The organism is Acidobacteriota bacterium (assembly GCA_030697165.1).
In the GTDB taxonomy this organism is placed as follows: domain Bacteria; phylum Acidobacteriota; class Vicinamibacteria; order Vicinamibacterales; family UBA2999; genus 12-FULL-67-14b.
This window is the reverse complement of the sequence record JAUYQQ010000023.1, coordinates 190,875-207,370: the sequence shown is the minus strand read 5'-3', so window position 1 is coordinate 207,370 and position 16,496 is coordinate 190,875. Positions and strand designations below refer to the sequence as shown.

Annotated in this window: 16 protein-coding genes and 1 other RNA gene; 12 read left to right on the top strand and 5 right to left on the bottom strand. The window is 66.2% G+C overall.

Annotated features, from left to right (window positions below):
• Positions 1-35: 35 nt before the first annotated feature.
• Together Q8T13_23095 and ssrA are read left to right on the top strand one after the other, a co-directional pair.
• Positions 36-1,865 carry a VWA domain-containing protein gene (locus tag Q8T13_23095; GenBank protein ID MDP3720659.1) on the top strand — a complete coding sequence of 610 codons (1,830 nt, stop codon included), beginning with the start codon at positions 36-38 and terminating at the stop codon, positions 1,863-1,865.
• A gap of 90 nt (positions 1,866-1,955) precedes the next feature.
• Positions 1,956-2,306, top strand: a transfer-messenger RNA (tmRNA) gene (gene ssrA, locus Q8T13_23090).
• Between the two features lie 441 nt (positions 2,307-2,747).
• On the opposite strand, the gene Q8T13_23085 is transcribed toward ssrA, so the two are convergent.
• Entirely contained in the window at positions 2,748-3,002 is a 255-nt protein-coding gene (locus tag Q8T13_23085; protein MDP3720658.1) for an IS3 family transposase, read from the bottom strand.
• Here Q8T13_23085 and Q8T13_23080 point away from each other — a divergent pair.
• The 6 genes from Q8T13_23080 to Q8T13_23055 all read left to right on the top strand — a co-directional run bounded on the left by Q8T13_23080 (position 2,976) and on the right by Q8T13_23055 (position 6,510).
• The gene (locus Q8T13_23080; protein ID MDP3720657.1) at positions 2,976-3,497 is read left to right on the top strand and encodes a response regulator; all 522 of its coding nucleotides are present in this window, start codon (positions 2,976-2,978) and stop codon (positions 3,495-3,497) included. The two genes, Q8T13_23085 and Q8T13_23080, sit on opposite strands and share 27 nt — an antisense overlap.
• A gap of 271 nt (positions 3,498-3,768) precedes the next feature.
• Positions 3,769-3,990 (top strand): hypothetical protein, encoded by a 222-nt coding sequence (locus Q8T13_23075; protein MDP3720656.1) that lies wholly within the window; start codon positions 3,769-3,771, stop codon positions 3,988-3,990.
• 95 nt (positions 3,991-4,085) lie between these two features.
• Positions 4,086-4,583: a hypothetical protein gene (locus Q8T13_23070; protein MDP3720655.1), complete on the top strand. Its 498-nt coding sequence runs from the start codon at positions 4,086-4,088 to the stop codon at positions 4,581-4,583.
• 126 nt (positions 4,584-4,709) lie between these two features.
• Positions 4,710-5,216: a DinB family protein gene (locus Q8T13_23065; protein ID MDP3720654.1), complete on the top strand. Its 507-nt coding sequence runs from the start codon at positions 4,710-4,712 to the stop codon at positions 5,214-5,216.
• A gap of 45 nt (positions 5,217-5,261) precedes the next feature.
• Positions 5,262-6,158, top strand: a complete 897-nt coding sequence (locus Q8T13_23060; GenBank protein ID MDP3720653.1) for a two-component regulator propeller domain-containing protein — start codon at positions 5,262-5,264, stop codon at positions 6,156-6,158.
• The gene (locus Q8T13_23055) at positions 6,046-6,510 is read left to right on the top strand and encodes a diguanylate cyclase (GenBank protein MDP3720652.1); all 465 of its coding nucleotides are present in this window, start codon (positions 6,046-6,048) and stop codon (positions 6,508-6,510) included. Before Q8T13_23060 ends, Q8T13_23055 begins: the two co-directional genes overlap by 113 nt.
• A gap of 3 nt (positions 6,511-6,513) precedes the next feature.
• Here the strand turns inward: Q8T13_23055 and Q8T13_23050 are convergent, their stop codons facing one another.
• Together Q8T13_23050 and Q8T13_23045 are read right to left on the bottom strand one after the other, a co-directional pair.
• Positions 6,514-7,605 carry a hypothetical protein gene (locus tag Q8T13_23050; protein ID MDP3720651.1) on the bottom strand — a complete coding sequence of 364 codons (1,092 nt, stop codon included), beginning with the start codon at positions 7,603-7,605 and terminating at the stop codon, positions 6,514-6,516.
• Positions 7,602-8,297 (bottom strand): MnmC family methyltransferase, encoded by a 696-nt coding sequence (locus Q8T13_23045; GenBank protein ID MDP3720650.1) that lies wholly within the window; start codon positions 8,295-8,297, stop codon positions 7,602-7,604. The genes Q8T13_23050 and Q8T13_23045 overlap by 4 nt, the downstream gene beginning before the upstream one ends.
• A gap of 166 nt (positions 8,298-8,463) precedes the next feature.
• Between Q8T13_23045 and Q8T13_23040 the strand changes: the two genes are divergently transcribed.
• The 3 genes from Q8T13_23040 to Q8T13_23030 are packed head-to-tail and all read left to right on the top strand — an operon-like array spanning position 8,464 to position 13,027.
• Positions 8,464-9,732 carry a hypothetical protein gene (locus tag Q8T13_23040; protein MDP3720649.1) on the top strand — a complete coding sequence of 423 codons (1,269 nt, stop codon included), beginning with the start codon at positions 8,464-8,466 and terminating at the stop codon, positions 9,730-9,732.
• A gap of 19 nt (positions 9,733-9,751) precedes the next feature.
• Positions 9,752-11,848: a transglycosylase SLT domain-containing protein gene (locus Q8T13_23035; protein MDP3720648.1), complete on the top strand. Its 2,097-nt coding sequence runs from the start codon at positions 9,752-9,754 to the stop codon at positions 11,846-11,848.
• Positions 11,849-11,869: 21 nt separating this feature from the next.
• Positions 11,870-13,027 (top strand): aminotransferase class I/II-fold pyridoxal phosphate-dependent enzyme, encoded by a 1,158-nt coding sequence (locus tag Q8T13_23030; GenBank protein MDP3720647.1) that lies wholly within the window; start codon positions 11,870-11,872, stop codon positions 13,025-13,027.
• Between the two features lie 51 nt (positions 13,028-13,078).
• On the opposite strand, the gene Q8T13_23025 is transcribed toward Q8T13_23030, so the two are convergent.
• Complete coding sequence (locus Q8T13_23025; protein MDP3720646.1) at positions 13,079-14,764, bottom strand: hypothetical protein; 1,686 nt, start codon at positions 14,762-14,764, stop codon at positions 13,079-13,081.
• Between the two features lie 42 nt (positions 14,765-14,806).
• On the opposite strand from Q8T13_23025, the gene Q8T13_23020 reads away from it, so the two are divergent.
• Positions 14,807-15,553 (top strand): class I SAM-dependent methyltransferase, encoded by a 747-nt coding sequence (locus Q8T13_23020; GenBank protein MDP3720645.1) that lies wholly within the window; start codon positions 14,807-14,809, stop codon positions 15,551-15,553.
• A 65-nt stretch (positions 15,554-15,618) separates the two neighbouring features.
• Here the strand turns inward: Q8T13_23020 and Q8T13_23015 are convergent, their stop codons facing one another.
• The gene (locus tag Q8T13_23015; GenBank protein ID MDP3720644.1) at positions 15,619-16,449 is read right to left on the bottom strand and encodes a hypothetical protein; all 831 of its coding nucleotides are present in this window, start codon (positions 16,447-16,449) and stop codon (positions 15,619-15,621) included.
• Positions 16,450-16,496 lie beyond the last annotated feature (47 nt).

Genomic DNA, 16,496 nt, shown 5'->3' with positions numbered 1-16,496 from the left:
TCGGAGTCAGCCCGCCTGGGAGTAAAGTTAGGCTTATGAGCCGAACCGTGCTGGTTGCTGTCCTGCTGATCGGAGCCGGCGTGGCCCCTCTACTGAGCCGCGTCGCCGCACAACAGGCCCCGCCGCAGGCCACCTTCCGCTCCAGCATCGACCTCGTCACCATCGACGTCGTCGCCACCACGAGCAACGGCGCGCCCGTCCACAACCTGACGGTCGATGACTTCGAGCTGCTCGAAGACGGCGTGCCCCAGCCGGTGCAGACGTTCCAGTTCATCAACCTCGCCAGCACCTCGGCGGTGAACCCGCTGCCGCCAGGGATGGCGTCGAACGAGATCGAGCCCGGCGGGTTGTTCGTGGTGGTGCTCGACGAACTCGGCCTGCAGGTCAATGACGTGCATCAAGCGCGGCGCGTGGCCGACCGATTCTTCAAGGAAACGCTGCTCCCCAACGACTACGTCGCGATCATCCGCTCCGGGACCGATTCCGGTTTCTTCCTGACGAGCGATCGCACGGCGGCGTTTGATGCGATCGCGCGAACGACCGGCCGCCGCGAACGCACCCTCGGCCTCGAGCAGCCTGGCGCGGCTGCGGCCGGCACGGCCTCGGCCGCCGAGAGCCTCGCCGAGCTCGAGTCGGCTATTGAGACTTTTGGCGTCGGCGAGAACGGGCGAGAAAGCTTCCGGGTGCTGCTGAACGTCGTCGAGCACCTGCGCCGCATTCCGGCCCGCCGCAAGGCGGTGCTGTGGTTCAGCCGCGGCGGCAACCTGCCACCGGGCTACTTTGACGCCGTGGAGATGGGCCGCATCACGGGACGAGACGACGAGGTGTTTTCGCGCCTGATCAACAGCGCGCGTGCGGCGAATGTGGCGATCTACACGGTGGATCCGCGAGGACTGCAAACGTCCGCCGGCGACGTCGAGCGCGACCCGGAGCCGTTTGACCAGGGAGTGGTTCGCGACCTGGCGACGGCCACGGGCGGGCGGTCCTTGCTCTCGAACGACACCAACGCCGCGCTTGCACGCGTGGCCGCCGAGAACCGCGCCTATTATCTGATCGGCTATGCGCCGTCGCCGTCGACGGGCCGCGACCGGGCCCGCAAGTTGTCGGTGCGGACGCGCGTCCCCGGCGTGTCGTTGCTGCACCGGCGGGTCTACCTGCCGTCGGCCGGGTCGGGGGCGGCCCCGCTCAGCCTGATCGAGTCGGCCATGCCGGTGCCGGGCCTGCCGATTGCCCTGGCGCCGTCAGCCGTCGCCGGCGAAGGCAATCGCCGCGGCATCATCGTGCCGTTTGAAATGGGCGCGGGATTGAAGGATGGCACCGACGTCACCTACACGGTGGTGGCGCTCGATCCCGCGGGCAAGTTGGCGGCGCGGGCGAGCGGCACCGTCAAGGCGCAAGGCGGCCGTGCCATCGGCGAAGCGCGCCTCGCGGTGGACGCGAAGATCTATCAGGTCCGCGTAGCCGGCCAGGTCGCCGGGGAGGACGCGGCTGAAGGGCTGGCATTCGCGACGGTGGTGGTGCCCGAAGGGAGGGCCAAGACGCCCACCTGTTCAGGCTTCGTGTTCGAGCAGGCCGGCGAGCGTTCGGCGCTTCGGCAGTTCACGCGCGGCGAGCCGATCGTCATCTCGACCCTCATCTCGGCCGAGAAGATCAACGACCGCGCGATCACCTTCGGATTGGGCTCGGCCGGCGGCACGATCGAGCGCAGTTGGCCCGTAGTCGTGGGCAAGCCGCTGGCCAGGGGCCTGTGGCGGGTCGCGCTCAGCCTGAAACCCCCGCTGCCCGGCGGCCACGCCGAGATCCGCGTGATGGAAGACGGCTTGCTGCTGAACGAGAACTGCCGGACGGAGTTCGTGCTGAAATAAGCCCGGGCTCCCACCTGATTCCCGTCGAGCTTTCGCTCCTGCGGCGAAAGGCGTAGAATGGAAGGGTAGTTAGCGGTTTTACTTCTCCCTGGGGGCGATCTGGCTTCGACGGGGGTGCGAGATCGCGGAACGCGTGCCGAGGCCCATGCACCTCGTAAATCCCGTGGAAAAACAACGTAACTGCGAACGCAGACTACGCTCTCGCCGCTTAATACCGGTGAGCGATCAACTTGAGAGCGCCTACGGCTCGGGATTGATCGTCATTTAGTAGGCTGGCTGCCACGTTCCGCCTTGAGGCGTGGTAGCGAGACACATCGGGGATGGCGGCCGGGGCTTTTGGCTCCGTTTCTAACCGGTCGCGACACGAGAACGGAGACACGCACGTAGGGGTCTGCGACGACGTGTTCTCGGACGCGGGTTCAACTCCCGCCGCCTCCACTTCTCTCACTTCGTTCGCGAAGTGTTCGGCGCCGGTCGTTTAGTTCAGTCAGCGCCTTCGGCGCTAGACAGTGCAACTCCCGCCGCCTCCACCATTCGACTCACCTTGCGCTTCGCTTCACGCGAACCGCAAGGTTCGCTCATGGCAAGCCATTTTGCTGGGAGAATGCCCTGAGTAAGCGGTCGGCCAGCCGAAGGCTGGACGATTGCGCATCGAAGGGTACCCTTCAAAACGGCCCTATTTTCCCGCCGTCTCCACGATTCCTCCACGGAATTCGCCGCCCGTCTCCAAGAGCCGAATCGCCGCATCGAGCGCGGCCGGACTCAAGTGCATGTAGCGCTGCGTCGTGGCCAAGTCGGAATGTCCCGCGAGTTCCTAAATGGCCCTTGCCGCCGCCCCGCGCATCGCCAGGTGGAGTTGATCCGATCTCGTGGACGGGTTAACTACGCCGCCTGAGCCTCCAGGGTAGATCGTTCGAACGCCGCCGGACTGATCTGGCCGAGCGTCGAGTGTCGCCGCTGCTGGTTATAGAACACCTCGACGAAATCGAACAAGGCCATCTTCGCGTCGCCGCAGCTCTCGAAGTGTGCAATCCGGAACAGCGCCGTTCTCCAAGGCGGCTCAGACTGGCAGCTGGGGCGCGTCGCGCCGCCGTTCCTGCAGCCTTCCCTATGAGCGATCCGCAGCCAGCTCCGCACAACTCGGAAGCCACCTCATCGCACCAGGCCGGCGACGCCCGGCAAGAGATCGTCGAGCTGAAGACCCTCGCCGTCGCCACCGACGAGAAGGCGGTCGAGTTGCCGCCGCCAACCGCGGCGTCGGTCGACGGCACGGAGGTCGTCCTGGTAGTCGAGGATGGCGACATCCTGCGCGACCTGACGCGGCGGCTGCTCGAGAGACGCGGCTACACGGTGCTGGTCGCGGCCAGCGCGGTCGAAGCCATTCACCAGTTTGACGAGCACCCGTCGATCCAGTTGATCCTGACCGACGTGGTCATGCCGGGCATGAGCGGCCCCGCCTTGGCCCAGCTGCTGTTGGAACGCCGGCCCGGCCTGAAGGTGATTTACATGTCGGGTTACACCGACGAAGCCATCGTCCAGCATGGGGTGTTGCCGGGCATCGCGTTCTTGCCCAAGCCGTTCACCGCCAGTGCCATCGCCCGGAAGTTGCGAGAGACCCTGGACGTGCCATAACGGGCGAGTGTCACTGTCGCCGGGCGGAGAAGACGTGCCGGGAGGCCGAAGCCTCCCGTCCGGTGGGATGGGATCATGTCGTTGCCCAGAGTGGGCGTCGAGCGGTGCTGTCCCTGGCTATAGCAAGCTTGTTGCCAACTAAATATGGGCGTTTGACGCGCGGCCCTGCAAACTATGGCGCAACGAACGGCCAATGTGTGGCGCGCCACTGCCCAGATCCAGCCGGAAGCGCTGGCGTGCATCCTGCAACAGTTGTCGCAGGAGCACACACATGACCTGGAAAGACAAACTCGAGATCGGGCTCAAGAACGACGCGCCCTTCCGCAAGGACAACCTCCCGGAAGCGCAGGTGCGCGGACCCGAGATCCCAGCCGGGCCCGGCCGTTCGCCCATCATCCCGGCCGCCATCGAAGACGCGCAGAACCCGGACGCGCCCACGGTTGACGAGACCGGCAGTGAAAAAAATGTTCCGCCGGAGGAAGAGGCACCTTGAGCTGGCGGCCCGCGGGCATTTGCCGGTCCTGACGGCATTCGGTATGCTGAGCGTGCTTTTTCACAACCTCAGAACCTCCGCAAAGGATTGAATCGATGCGATACCGATGTTTGCTCGTCTGCACGGCTGTCTTTACCGCCGCCCTCGCCGCGGCGGTCCCGGCGCTCGCACAGGCCCCGGCCGCCGGCGCGGCCAAGAAAGTTGACAACACCGATCCGCGCACGGCGCGGATCGGCGTGTGGGATAACACGACCAATCCCAACAACGTCATGACCTACGAGGCCCACGACAATGGCGGCAACAAGCTCACCGTCAGCAACCCCAGCAATCCGGCGTCCGATTGGAGCTACGTGACGATGTTCGACGGCGTGTACCGTCCGGTCACTGGCCAGAAGGGCGCTGAGACCGCCGTTGAGATCATCAACCCCAAGAGCATCCGCATTTACAACAAGCGGGACGGCGTGCTGAACCAGGTGGTGATCAACACGTTGTCGGAAGACAACAACACGATCAGCAACGAGTACGTCCGCATGGACAAGGACGGCAAGATCACGGGGGTCACCCACGTGACCTACGTCCGCCGCCAGAAATAGCCCCGCCTCAACGCTTCGGCCCACGCCATCCGTAGGGATGGCGTGGGCACCGGCGCGATCTCGCATTGCGGCTGCGCCGGAATCGCGCTAGCCTTGACCGGTTTCTTTTCCGGGAGGAGTGCGAACATGACCGCAGAACAAGCGAAGACCGCCGCCGAGACACTGGCCGGCCTGTGGGAAGGCGAGTTTCCCGCCACGTGCCAGGTACTGGCGGCCGTGAAGGACGACACCCGCGATTACAAGCCCGACGCCAAGTCGCGCACGGCGTGGCAGATTGCCGCCCACCTGGCGACCGCCGACATCTGGTTCATCGACTGCGTGTTGAAGGGCAAGTTCGAGTTCAATGCCGAGGCCGCCAAGCAGGCCGAAGCGCAGTTCAAGACCGTCGGCGACGTGGTTGAGTTCTACAAGAAGACGTTCCCGGGGAAAGTGGCGCAGCTGCGCGCGTTGTCGGCCGAGCAGCTGACCGCATCGGTGAGCTTCTTCGGCATGATGGAAATGCCGAACGTGAAGTACATCGGGTTCGCCAACAACCACAGCATCCACCATCGCGGGCAGTTGGCCGCGTACCTGCGCGCGATGGGTTCGAAGGTGCCGAACATTTACGGCCCGAGCGCCGACGCCGAAGGCTAGTCCTCGACATCGTCTGCCATCCAACGGAAAATAGGGGCGCCTTTGATGCGGTTCCCCTCGCGTAGTGCCCTGCTGCTGGCGGTGTGTTTCGGCTTCGGCGCCGAGGCCTCCGCCCAGTATCGCTACGATACTTGGACGACCGACAACGGCCTGCCGCAGAACGGCGTGCGCCAGATCGCACAGACGCCGGACGGCTACCTCTGGTTCACCACGTTCGATGGCCTGGTCCGCTTCGACGGTGTCCGGTTCACCACCTTCGGAACCGGCAACACCAGGGGCATCATCAACAACCGCTTTACGGGGTTGTACGGCGACACCGACGGCACGCTCTACGCCACGACCATGGAAGACGGCGTGCTCACGGTGTATCGCGACGGCGGGTTCACGTCGTACACCTCGCAGCAGGTGCCGGGGCACTACATCCAGCGCATCCAGCCCGACGCGCAGGGCGAGCTCCTGTTCCAGACCGAGGATGAAGATCGCACGTCGAAGAGCTGGTTCTACCTGCGTAACCGCGCCTTTGTCTTCAGCCACAAGGACGCGCCGCCGGCGGTCCTGACCATTACCGCCAAGTCCGGCTCGACGTGGAGCATCACCACCACCGAAGCGATCGAGCGGCGTGGCACCGAGACCATCGTTTACAAGCTCGACATCGGACCGATCACCTACAACCTGAACTGGTTTGAAGACAGCGCCGGCCACATCTGGCTCGGCGAGTATGCCGTGCATCGCCTCGGCGGCGGCCTCGTCCGGCGCTACGGGGATGGCGATGGCCTGGTGCGATCGATTCATCACTCGTTCTGGGAAGATCCCGACGGCAGCGTCTGGTTTGCCAGCGGCGGCGGTTCCACCGAGGGCGTGGGCCTCGTGCGTCATCAGGACGGGGAGTTGCAGGTCGCTGGTCCTGCTCGACATCGATCATTTCAAGCTGTTCAACGATAGCTACGGCCACCATGCCGGCGACGAGTGCTTGAAGCAGGTGGCCGCGGCGCTGCGCGGCACCGTGCGCCGGCCGACCGACCTGTTGACCCGGTTCGGCGGCGAGGAGTTTGCGATCATTCTCGGCGGCACCGACGCGGCGGGCGCCAGGAATATTGCCGAACAGGCCGTGGAGAAGGTGAACGCCCTGAAGATTCCCCATCGCGCCTCGCCGACGAGCCCCCAGCTCACGGTCAGCGTTGGCATTGCCACGATGCTGGTGACGTTTGGCATGCTGGAGGCCGAATTGATCAAGGCGGCCGATGACGCGCTGTACCGGGCGAAGGCCGGCGGCCGCAATCGAATCGTTCCGTGACAGTTATGGAGCGGTTCGACGTTCGGCCCACAGGAACCAGAACACGCCAACCGCGGCCGCGGCCGCCGGCGCCGCCAAGTACGCCGCCGACGGCAGCCAAATCGAGGAACTTCCGACCTTCGCGGTCAGCAGGCCATTGGTCAGAGCTGCGGTCAGTGCCAGCCCCACCGGCACGCGCAACAGCGTGACGGTCGCGAGCGGGATTATCACGAAGAACGTGTTCGCTAAGGCCCGCTCGGGATTCTGAACGTAGTTCAGGGCGAGGAATGGCAGGAGCGCGCCGAGCGTCAATTGGCGCAAGGTGAGCGGGGCATCCCGCACGCCGGCGGCGGCGTAGAACCAGGCGAACCCAAACGGCGCAAACAAGAAGAACCCCTTGCGGAGCAGCCCAGGATTGCTGGACCACCAAAGCGCCAGCCACGATCCCTTCGAGAATTGCGAAGCGGCATTGCCCGACATGTCCCACCCGTAGTACGTATCCATGGTCCAGTGAAAGGCGAACAGCACGGCGCCGACGATGCCGCCTTGGACGACCCACGCGGGCCAGCCCGGGCGGTCGCGCGCACCGAGCGCGGCGAGCGCCGTGGCCGCACTGGTGAGTGCCACCGTTTCCTTGGCAAAGACGCCGACCAGTCCGGCCGCGAACGCGAAGGCCGGCCGGTTGGCGAGCCAGCATAATGCGAGGGTCGCACTAATCACGAAAACCAACGGATCGGCGGTGTATGGATCGTAGGCGGTGAAGGCGAACCCAAACGACGTCTGCGTGAGGATGCTGGCGATGGCGGGTGCCGCCCAAGCGGAACTGACCCGACTTGCGATCGCGGCCACGAGGATGCCGGCGACCGTGTTGCCCACCAACTGGTACACGCGCCACCGCACGTCGGGATCGACCGGGATCCGCGTGAGCATCCCTGGTACCAGCACCCGGTAGCAGTACACGGACATCGGGCAGTTCGCGGCAAGGCCGTGCTCGCCGACATACTCGTACTCCTGGCGGTCTGACAGGCGCGGCTGGTCCGGTGCGAGGGCCTGAATGGCCGCCGCGAGGAACAAGTTCAACAACAGCACCAGTGCCCAGCGCGATGGGCGGCTCATGGATGGGCCATGCCCAAAAAGATCGTGTGGCGTGGGCCGCCGCGCTTCAAGCGCGCGCGGACCCGTTCCACTGTCACCTTGAAGCCGGCGTACTTCAGCCGCTGCTCGAAACGCCGATCCTCCCACGCCGACCAGACCGCGAGCACGCCCCCCGGCTTCAAGGCCGCGCGGATCGCGGCAATACCGCGGTCGTTGTACAAGCCGGCGTTGCTGGACTCGGTGAACGCCTCAGGGCCGTTGTCGATGTCGAGCAGGATCGCATCGAACCGGCCCGGGCTCGAGCGCAAGGTGGCGATGACATCCTTGACGTCAATCTGCACGCGCGGATCGTCAGTGGGCCGGTCGGCCAGCGCCGCCAGGGGACCCCGATGCCAGTCGACAATCGCCGGAATCAACTCGGCGACGACCACCGTGGCGTCGGCCGGGAGCAGATCGAGCGTGGCGCGCAGGGTATAGCCCAGTCCGAGGCCGCCCACCAGCACACACGCGCCGTCCAGCGACCGCTGTCCTCCGCCAGGGAGGCCAAGCCGCTTGAAGGCCATCTCGGCCATGGCCTCTTCTGAGCCGTGCATGCGGCTCGACATCAGGATCTTGCCACCCGCCATGATCACCAGTTCCGTATCACGGCGCGTCAGCGTGAGCAGCGTCCCGTCGGGCGTGCGGGCCTCGGCGAGGAGCTCCCAGGGTTTCACGTGACCATGATCTCCCGTTTCTTCAGGTGGCTCAACGGTTTCCGGCAATCGCTCACCTTGACTTCGCCCCGGCCGCGTCCGCATAATGCCCACACACGGACGTTTCGAGCGAATCCCAGCCGCTGCCTGCGTCCCCAAGAAGACCCACCCCGGGTCGGGAAACAAAATGTCGTTCGAAGAACGTGTCCGATCATCCGTTGATCAGGCCCTCAGTTCGCTCGTCAAAGACGTCGCCGAGTTCGCCGCCGAAGAGCGCGATGCCGCCACACGTGCCGCGCGCGAGTCGGCATTCGCTGAAGCCGAGCAGGCCGCGCAAGCGCGGGTGGCCGACGCCGAAGCGCGGGTGCGCGCCACCATGGACGAGGCCATTAGGACCGCGCGCGCCGACGACCGCGATGTGGCCGCCCGGGAGATCCGCCGACAGGTCGAAGCCGAGGTGGAGCTGAAGCTCTCCGACGGGCTGGCCATGGCCGAAGACCGCATGAAGATGGCGCTGGCCGACTGCGAGGCACGTGCCGCCGCTGCCGTCAAAGAGGCGGTCGCGGCCGCGCGGGCCCGCGAGCGCGAAAGCGAAATGGCCGGCGTCACGCGCCTGCTTGAAAGCATTCGCGGTCTCGATGGCGCGTCTTCGCTGAGCGAAGTGCTCGACGCGCTGGCGCTGGCCTCGGCTCGAGAGGCCGCCCGCGCCGCCGTGGTGGTGCTGCGCGGCGAACGCATCCACGGCTGGAAGATGTCGGGCTTTGGTCCGCGCGACATGCAGCCGAAGTCCATCGACCTGGCGCTGGCGGAATCGGGCGTCATCGGCATGGCCATCGGCGCGGCCCGCGCCGTGACGACCCGCGATACCCAGAGTGCCGCGGCGGGCCCGGGTTTCGAGGTCCTGCCGGCCGATCGCATGGGGCTGGCGGTGCCGGTGATCGTCGGCGGCCGGGTGGTCGCCGTGATCTACGCCGACGGGGTGACGCTCGACGGCCACGAACGCGCCGTGCCAAGCGGCTGGCCCGAAGTGATCGAGGTGCTGGCCCGCCACGCCGGGCGCTGCCTCGAAGCCTTGACCCAACGCGCGGCGGCCGCTCCGCCTCGCGTGCAGACTCCGGCCAGCGGGTCCGGGACCTCGGCGTACGGCGCCGGCCCGGCCGCCGCCGCGAATCCTCCAGGCGCGATGAGCCAGATTACCGATGGGGTTGTCGACGCCGCCAGGCGCACGGCCCGGCTATTGGTGGCCGAGATTCGTCTGTTTCATGAGCCGGCCGTCCATGAAGGCCGTCGCCAGGGCAACCTGATGTCGCGCCTGGCGCCGCAGATTGAAATGGCCCGGACGGCCTACAACCAACAGGTGCCGGCCGGCGTGCGAAGCCAGACTGACTTCTTCCATCAGGAGTTGATTCGGACCCTGGCGGGTGGCGACGCGACATTACTCGGGAACATGGCTTAGGACGAGGGTGCACACGCAGGTGCTCACGAAGGTTCACACGAAGGTTCATGCGGTGGTGCTCGGCGTCACGCTGATCGCCGGGGTCACGGTCGTCGCCCAGCAGCGGCTGGCCCCCACTGCGCACCCGCCGGTGCCGGCGGAGTTGTCGTCGATGTGGTTTGCGACGGCCGCCGGTGCGTCAATGGGGCCGGCTCTCACCAACTTCGTCAAGGGCGTGCGGCTGCTCGAAGAGAACGACAAGAATGCGGCCGCGGCGTTGCCCCTCGTCAGCGCCTCGGCGCTGGCCACGACGCCGCTGGCCGACTACGCGCGGTATTACACCGGCATCGCCTTGATAAAGCTGCAGCGTTACGAGGCGGCCGACGGCGTGTTGGGCGAACTGGCAGCCCGCAAGATTGACGGGCACCTGCCTGAAGACGCGGCCCTGCGGCAGGCCGAGGCGCGCGAAGCCCGCAAGGACTTCAAGGGCGCCGTCGTGGTCTACGAGACGCTGCTTGGCCGGAAGCCTTCGAAGCCGCATGTCGCCTGGCTGCGGCTGGGTCTTGCCGCCGCCGAAGCCGGGCAGCCGATGCGGTCGGTCGAGGCCCTGCGACAGGTCTATTACGGCTATCCGACCAGCGTCGAGGGCGCCGCGGCCGCGAAAGCACTCGACCAGCAGGATGTGGCGGCCGACGCGGCGCTCGCGCCGAAAGAACTGGCCCGAGCCGAGGCGCTGTTCCAGGCACGGCGCTGGAGCGCCGCGCGCGATTCCTATGAGGCAGCCAAGCCGTTCATGGCGGGCGTTGAACGCATGCGGATCGACGTGCGCCTGGCGGCCTGCGACATCGGCGAGGGCCGTTACCGCGAGGCCGGGGGTCACCTGGCGCCCCTCCTGACCGGTCCGGTCAGCGAAGAGGCGGCCTTTCACCAGGTCGCGGCCGTCCGCGGCCTGAAGCTGAAGGACGAACACCGCAAGCTCGCGCGCGCGTTCGTGAACCGCTACCCGGCCAGCCCGTTCGCCGACGAAGTGCTGAACAACCTGGCGTCGGCTCACATCGTGGACAACGAGGACGCCGAGGCGGATGTGGTGTTCCGCGAAGTGGTCGCGAAGTACCCGACCGGGCGCTTCGCGGAGCGCGCGTTCTGGAAAGCCGGCTGGTGGGCCTATCGGCTGGGCCGCTTTACGGACGCGGCCGCGTTATTCGATCGCGGCGCCGCGCAGTTCCCACGTTCCGACTACCGGCCGTCGTGGCTCTACTGGAGCGGCCGCGCGCTGGCGCAGGCCGGCGACGCCGAGACCGGGGTGGCGCGGATGCGGCTGGCCGCGACCGATTATCACAACTCGTATTACGGCCGCCTGGCCGTCAAGCGCCTGGCCGGCCAACGCGGAGCGGCGGTCAAGCCGACCCTGCAGCGGCAGCCGGCCTCGGCGAATGTGCCGACCGCTCAGCGGATTGCGCTGTTGCTGGCGGCCGGCTTGAACACCGAGGCGATGAGCGAGTTGCTCTACGCCCAGCGCGTCTGGGGCGACTCGCCGCAGTTGCAGGCGACGATCGCATTGACCCACCGGCGCCTGGGCAACGTGCGTGCCGGCATCAACGCCATGAAGCGCGCGTATCCGCAGTACCTGGCGGCCGGCGGTGAAACGCTGCCGGCCGAGATCCTGCGGGTCATCTTCCCGCTCGACTATTGGCCGCTGCTGCAGAAGTACGCCGCCCAACGCAACCTCGATCCGTATTTGCTGGCCGCGCTCGTCGCACAGGAATCCAACTTCGATCCGGTGGTGGTGTCCCACGCCAATGCCTTTGGCCTGATGCAGGTGCTGCCGTCGACCGGCCGCGGCCTGGCACGCAAGGTCGGGGTGCACCCGTTTTCGACCAAGCGGCTGCAAGAGCCCGAAGTCAACGTCCGGCTGGGCACGCAGTACTTCGCCGACTCGATCCGCCGGTTTGGCGGCGAGCACTTCGCGTTGGCGGCCTACAACGCCGGCGACAGCCGCGTGGCCAAGTGGCAACGCGAGCGGCCCGGGATGCCCCAGGACGAATTCATCGACGACATTCCGTTCCCCGAGACGCAGAACTACGTGAAGCGCATTCTCGGTACTGCCGAAGACTACCGTTTTCTCTACGGCAAGTAAGCCACCGGCTATGATCCTCTAATGTCCAGAGTTCGTAGCGCGAAGCGCGTCACCTCCTTTGCCGATTCGGTATTTGGCGAGATGACCCGCCTCGCCGTGCTGCACGGGGCCGTCAACCTGTCCCAGGGGTTTCCCGATTTCGAGGCGCCGGCGGCGGTGAAGGAGGCCGCCTGCGCCGCCATTCGCGGCGAGCAGAACCAGTACGCGCCCCCGTACGGCACCAAGGCGCTGCGCGAGGCCATCGCCGGCGACTTCACCGCGCGCCACGGCGTGCCGGTGATTGCTGACGAACAGGTGACGGTGTGCTGCGGCTCGACGGAGGCGATGATGGCCGTGATGATGGGCTGCATCGATCCTGGTGACGAGGTCATTGTCTTCGAGCCGTTCTATGAGAATTACGGCCCAGACGCGATCATGGCCGGCGCCCAGCCGAAGTTTGTCCGGATGCACGCGCCCGACTGGACGTTCGACCCTGACGAGCTCAAGCGCGCCTTCTCCAACCGCACCCGCGCCATCGTAATCAACTCGCCCAATAACCCCACCGGCAAGGTGTTCACGCGCGCGGAGCTGGAGGTCATTGCCAGCCTGTGCCTGCAGTGGGACGTGATGGCGATCTCGGACGAGATCTACGAGCGCATCGTGTTCGACTCGCGGCCGCACGTCACGATCGCGTCGCTGCCGGGCATGGCCGCCCGCACGGTCGTCACGAGCGGACTCTCGAAGACCTACAGCGTGACCGGTTGGCGCATTGGCTGGGCGATTGCCCCGGCCGCGCTGACCGGCGGCATCCGCAAGATCCACGACTTCCTGACCGTGGCGGCCCCCACGCCGTTCATGGACGCTGGAGTGGTGGCGCTGTCGATGCCGCCAGAGTCCTACGTGGCGTTGGCGGCCGATTACCAGGCGAAGCGCGACATGATGCTGGAGATTCTGGCGCGGCACGGCTTCACGAGCTACCGGCCCGGCGGCGCGTACTACACGATTGCCGATGTCGTCCCGTTTGGATTCACGAGTGACACTGAGTTCGCCCTCCACCTGGTCAAAGATATCGGCGTGGCGACCATCCCCGGCAGCAGCTTCTACAGCGATCCCGCGTCGGCGCCGCAGACGGTTCGGTTCTGCTTCTCGAAGCGAAACGACACGTTGCTCGAAGCCGACCGGCGCCTGGCGAACCTGTAGCGGCTGGCAGCGCATCCGAGTGTCGGTGTCTAATCGGTGTGAATCGGTGGCCTAGCGCGGCCAGTCGACGATTTCGAAGAGCCAGGCGTCGCCGTCCTTGTCGATCGGGCGCAGGTAGCCCCGATAGGTCACCTCCAGTCGTTCGATCAGCGGCGCGAGGACTTGCCGAGGCATCAGGTTGAGGTGGAACACCGCATATCGCGCCCCGAGCGGCTCGAGAATGGCAAACGCCTCGGGGCTGGGGAATGTGTTCAGCGGCACAGCCGTGTCGCGGAAGTCCTGGGGGATGTGATCGCTGTAGCCGTTGATCAGCGGCTGCCAGTGCGCCGTCGAGGTGAGCATGTACTCGGCGTGGCGTGGATAAGACGGGCGGTCGGCCCAGAAGGGGAACTCGATCACCGGTCCCCGCGGCAGCAGCGCCAGCGTCTTGTAGACGCGGGGCAACGGCGGGGCTTCGCGCGTGCGCAACGGCGCCCGATACAAGTCGCCGGTCGCCAGCAAGAGCAAGGCGGCGAAGGCGAGGGTGGCCCTGCGCCCACTCATCAGTTTCATCAAGGCCGGAGCGGCCAGCACGACCAGGCAGAGGGTGACGACGATGCCCGTCCGCGACGGTGCCCGCAGAAACGAGAACACCGGTACGGTGTGGTAGAGCAGCGTGTAGAGGCCCGCCTTGGGGCCGAACGCCGTCCAGAAGGCGATGCCGGCGATTCCCACGTACATCCAGATGATGTCGCGAGGGATGGTCCGGCTAAAGCCGGACGCCACATCAGAATGTGCGCCCGACTGGCGCAGGCCGAGCCACGCGCCCCAGCCGCCAAGCACCACGGCGAGCACGCCCGGAAAGAGCACTTCGCTGAAGCTCTGCATGTAGGGCGGTTGCAGGTACGGCACCAGCCAGCGGTGCAGCCACGAGGACGAGGCCAGCCAGGCACCCAGGTTGGCCGAGTAGGCGCGCGCATCGTTCAGCGAGCGCGCGAAGCCGGCCTCCTGTTGAACCTCCAAATACGGCACGAATAACGGCGTGGTCAGGCCGACGCACACGGCGGCCGCCAGCGTGACCAACATCCAATAGCGTGGTTCGCGCCAGTGGCCTCTCGTGATCGACAGCAGGATGCTGCCGGCCGCGACCATGCCGCCGGCGAAGAGGCCGTAGTAGGCGCAGGCCAGGCCCGTGAGCCACAGCACCACGCCCAACTCGATGGCTCGCGGAACCGACCGGCGGTCGATGAAGCGATGGAACGCCAGCATCGCCCACGGGATGAATCCAATCAGCAGCAGCTGGCTGTGAGCCTGGCGGGCGAACACGTAGGGGCAATAGGCGAACAGGAGTCCGGCCACGGCCGCCGCCCGCCGGTCGCCGGTGAGGTGGCGCACCAGGTAGTAGGTGGCGATCGTCGAGACGACGAACGACAGGATGAACATGAAGTTGTGCGTGACGTACGGGTTGTGCGTCAGCAGCCACGCCGGAATGCCCATGACGCCCCCGACCAGGTTGCCCTCGGAAAACGCCAGCGCGTTCTGGTGCGGATGAAAGATGTTGGCCTGGTAGACGCCCAGGGGGTTCGAGGTCAGGGCATGCGCGACCCAGGTGACGACCCAGATGCTCCAGCGGCCGTCATTGGTATCAATGCGTCCGCCGCTACTGAGATCGAGCGCGTACGGGTAGGTGAACACGCACGCCAGCAGGATGGCGGCGAGCCCGACCGCTGCCGCCTCAGACACACCCCGAAGATGCATGAGATTGCTATGGTAGCATGCCAGTTGCCGCCCTTTTCCCCAGTGGATCGCTTACTCGAACTCACTTATCGCGCGGAGCAGTCGCACTTCTGGTTCCGCGGCTTCCGGCAATACATGCAACCGGCACTGGCACGCGCCACCGCCGGCGTGGCATCGCCGCGCATTCTCGACTGCGGCTGCGGCACGGGCTCGAACCTCGAGATGCTGCGCCCGTACGGGCGCGCGGTAGGGTTCGATCTGACCGGCATCGGGCCGGCGTTCGCCCGTGAGCACGGTCACCGCGTGGCCCAGGCCAGCATCGCGCAGATTCCGTTCGCCTCCGGCGCGTTCGACCTGGTGACCGCGTTCGATGTGTTCCAGTGCCTGCCGGATCCGGTGGAGCGTGACGCGATCGCCGAGATGTGGAGGGTGCTGAGACCTGGCGGCTGGCTGCTGCTGCACGTGGCGGCGCTCGAGATCCTTCACGGCCGCCACTCGGTGCTGTCGGAGGAGGTGCGCCGCTACACGCCGTCGCGGCTGCGAATGGTGGTCGAGCGCGCCGGCTTCCGCATCGACCGGCTCACGTTCGACCACGCCAGCCTGCTGCCCATCATGCTGCCGGTGCGCATGTGGCACCGGCTGACGGCCGCCGGCGGCGCGGTGGCAGCCGGCGAAGGTGAGATTACCGTGCCGGCGGCGCCGATCAACCTCGCGCTGACCGCGCTGGTGTCACTCGAGGCGCTCGCCCTGCGCGTCGTCAACATGCCGATCGGCAGCTCGCTGATGTGCTTAGCCCGGAAACCGGGCTGAGAGATCAACAGGAGACAAGAAGATCAGGAGAAAAACAGCTCCTGATTTCTTTATCTCCTGTTTTCTTAATACCGGATCACGCTGCCGAAGTAGATCCCGCTGAACTTCAACGTGCCGCTATCGAGTTCGACGTCGTAGAAGATGTCCACTTTCCGGTAGCCCGCCTGCACGCCGACGTAGCGGTTGAAGTTGTAGGTGGCGTTGAAGTCGTAATCGGTGTACGTGCCGCGGCCGTCCAGCTGGGTGGCCAGGCTCTCGGGCGTGCGAAACAGCGAGAATTCGCCAGTGATGGCCAGCTTCGGGGTCGGATACCCGCGCGCGATCATGCCGACCGTGGGAATGGGGGCGGTGGCCCTGGTGAACTCTGAGCCGATCGGGCTGTTCAATTCGATGTCCACGGTGTTGTACTTCAGCTCCAGCAGCGCGCCGATGAATCCCTTCGACCGGTAGATGAAGTCGTACTCGTAACCGAAACGATAGGTGTCGAATTTGGCGATGGTCTGCACCGGCAAGCCCACGTTGAAGGTCTGGCCGTTGAACACGAACGAACGCTGGACGACGGCGTCGGCTTCGTAGTGAATCGGCAGGCGCTCGAACCGCAGGCGGTGTTTCTTGCCCGGGCGCAGCACCACGTTGAACTTGCCCAGCCGTTTTTGTTCGATGCCGAGGTCCTGGATCAGGTCAACGTCGGTGCCCAGCAGGTCCAGCGACTCCGAGTTGACGATCAGCGACGGCGACGCGTCCCACCAGCCGTACGAGGCCTCGATGCGGTACTCCTCGCCAACCGACCCGGTGGCGGGCGGACGGTACTGCGCCGCAGCACTGGCCGCCGACCCCAGCAGGGCCACGGCTCCCAGGCAGAACATGACAGTCACACGGCCGACGGACATTCGCATAGCGGTCTCAATCCCGAATTGGTTCGTTAACGGAGCGCAAGTTCACC

Bases quoted from the DNA above. Each gene is read 5' to 3' on its own strand.
- Q8T13_23065 (MDP3720654.1), top strand. From the start codon at position 4,710: ATGACCGCAGAACAAGCGAAGACCGCCGCCGAGACACTGGCCGGCCTG.
- Q8T13_23050 (MDP3720651.1), bottom strand. From the start codon at position 7,605: ATGAGCCGCCCATCGCGCTGGGCACTGGTGCTGTTGTTGAACTTGTTC.
- Q8T13_23080 (MDP3720657.1), top strand. From the start codon at position 2,976: ATGAGCGATCCGCAGCCAGCTCCGCACAACTCGGAAGCCACCTCATCG.
- Q8T13_23040 (MDP3720649.1), top strand. From the start codon at position 8,464: ATGTCGTTCGAAGAACGTGTCCGATCATCCGTTGATCAGGCCCTCAGT.
- Q8T13_23075 (MDP3720656.1), top strand. From the start codon at position 3,769: ATGACCTGGAAAGACAAACTCGAGATCGGGCTCAAGAACGACGCGCCC.
- Q8T13_23070 (MDP3720655.1), top strand. From the start codon at position 4,086: ATGCGATACCGATGTTTGCTCGTCTGCACGGCTGTCTTTACCGCCGCC.
- Q8T13_23095 (MDP3720659.1), top strand. From the start codon at position 36: ATGAGCCGAACCGTGCTGGTTGCTGTCCTGCTGATCGGAGCCGGCGTG.
- Q8T13_23030 (MDP3720647.1), top strand. From the start codon at position 11,870: ATGTCCAGAGTTCGTAGCGCGAAGCGCGTCACCTCCTTTGCCGATTCG.
- Q8T13_23060 (MDP3720653.1), top strand. From the start codon at position 5,262: ATGCGGTTCCCCTCGCGTAGTGCCCTGCTGCTGGCGGTGTGTTTCGGC.
- Q8T13_23015 (MDP3720644.1), bottom strand. From the start codon at position 16,449: ATGCGAATGTCCGTCGGCCGTGTGACTGTCATGTTCTGCCTGGGAGCC.
- Q8T13_23025 (MDP3720646.1), bottom strand. From the start codon at position 14,764: ATGCATCTTCGGGGTGTGTCTGAGGCGGCAGCGGTCGGGCTCGCCGCC.